Below are 1,959 nucleotides of genomic sequence, written 5' to 3'. Positions count from 1 at the left end.
CTTGGGGCGGGTCAGGTGGTGGTTTGGCGGGCGGCGCGGGCGTGGGCGAGTCGGTAGGAGTCGCTGCCGGTTTCGATGATGTTGGCGCCGAAGGTGAGGCGGTCGACGATCGCGGCGCAGAGCCGGGGGTCGGTGAAGGTTTTGGTCCAACCGGAGAAGGACTCGTTCGAGGCGATCGCGACGCTGTTCTTCTCCTCGCGTTCGGTGAGGACCTGGAAGAGGAGTTCGGCGCCGCGCCGGTCGAGTTCCATGTAGCCGAGTTCATCGATGCAGAGAAGGTCGACGCGGCCGTAGCGGGCGATCGTCTTCGCGAGGACTTTCTCGTCGGCGGCCTCGACGAGTTCGTTGACGAGTTTCGCGGCGAGGGTGTAGCGGACGCGGTGGCCGGCGATCGCGGCGGCGGCACCGAGCGCGATGAGGAGGTGGGACTTGCCGGTGCCGGAGTCCCCGATGAGGCAGAGTGGTTCACCTCGGGTGACCCAGGCGCACCCGGCGAGAGTGTTGACGACCGCGGGATTCACCATGGGATTCGCGGTGTAGTCGAAGTCGGCGAGCCATTTCGAGCGCGGGAAGCCAGCGGCTTTGATCTGCCGGTCGGACCGGCGCCGGTCACGTTCTTCGCATTCGGTCATGAACAGTTCGGCGAGGAACCCGCGGTAGGTGAGGTGTTCCCGTTCGGCGGCGTCCGCGATCTCACCGAAACGAGCGCGGACGGTCGGGAGACGCAGGGCCCGGCAGGCCTGGTCAACGGCGGCGTCCGCGGCCTGGTCGGTGACGTTGCGGCGTAGTGCACTCATGACACTTCTCCTTCGGAGGACGCTGAGGGCGGGGCCCGTCCAGCCGGCGGCGGGGACGCGCGGCGGCGGAGCAGCTGGTCGTAGTGGGCCACCGACGGGGCCGGCCGGGTGTCGGCGGGCAGGGCGGCGAGGCGCCGTTCGGTCAGACTCACCACCGGGCTGGCCGGCGGTGCCGCGCTGGCGGGCCGGCGGGTCTGACCGGCCTTGCGGGCCTCGACCGCGACCACGTCGGCGGTGTTCGCACCGAGAGCGACCGCCGCGGTCAGGCCGGCGACCACGTCGAGGTGGGGCAGGTGACGATGGAGCAGGAGGACCTCCACGAGGGCGCGGGTGCCACCGGCGTCGCCGTGCGCGTGCCGCGCAGACGCCCAGAACGCCTCATGCGCCGAGGTGAACATCCCGCTGGCGCGGGCCTGGACCAGCGCGGTCGCCCCAGGCAGCGCACCCGGTTTGCGGGCCAGGACCTCCAGGTAGTGGTCGAGCAGGAGCGCCTGGGAGCCTTTGCGGACCGCGCGGGCATGGCGGGCGACCTCGGTCCGGCCATCGAGGATGACCAGTTCGGAGGCGCGCAGGAACACCCGGACCCGCTGGCCGATCAGCCTGACCGGCACCGAGTAGTGACACTGACGGACCGTGATCCGCCCGTACCGATCGACCCGCGGAGTCAGGAGCAGACCCGGCTCGAACGCCTCGTCCGGCAACGGCCGTAGCAGCGGCGCCTCCACCGCGAACGCCTGCCCGACCGTGACCACCCGCCCCTCGATCCGCCGGGCGTCGTCGGCGATGTCGGCCCGCTCGACCCGGACGTTGAGCTCGGCCAACGTGTCGACCTCGGGCACCGGCACCAGATGGTTACGGCGGAACCGGCCGACCTCGCCCTCGACCCCGCCTTTCTCGTGCGCGCCCTCCACCCCGGGCATGCAGTAGAACGCGTCAAAACCATGATGGGAACGAAACAGCACCCAACGATCGGACTCGGTGCGGTTGCGGCCCATCAGCACCCGAGACACCGCCGACCGGAGATTGTCGTAACGGATCTTCCCGGTGGGGACACCGTCCAGCACCGTGAACGCATGAAGATGCCCCTCGATGAACGCCTCCTGCCCCTGCGAAGCGAACACCCGGTGGACCGCCTTACCGGAATACGGCATTCGTAACGTGA

General features: G+C 69.9%; 2 protein-coding genes. Both read right to left on the bottom strand.

The window, feature by feature from the left end; genetic code table 11:
* Window positions 1-11: 11 nt before the first annotated feature.
* On the bottom strand, window positions 12-797 hold the full coding sequence (istB, locus tag AC6EXY_RS33170) for an IS21-like element helper ATPase IstB (protein WP_499842478.1): 786 nt from the start codon (window positions 795-797) through the stop codon (window positions 12-14).
* On the bottom strand, window positions 794-1,959 hold a 1,166-nt coding region (locus tag AC6EXY_RS33165), incomplete at its 5' end, for a Mu transposase domain-containing protein (protein WP_499842477.1). The genes istB and AC6EXY_RS33165, both read right to left, overlap by 4 nt.

This window comes from Frankia sp. RB5, from assembly GCF_059816245.1.
Note: the sequence above shows the minus strand (reverse complement) of the source record. Positions and strands in the feature narration are given on the sequence as shown.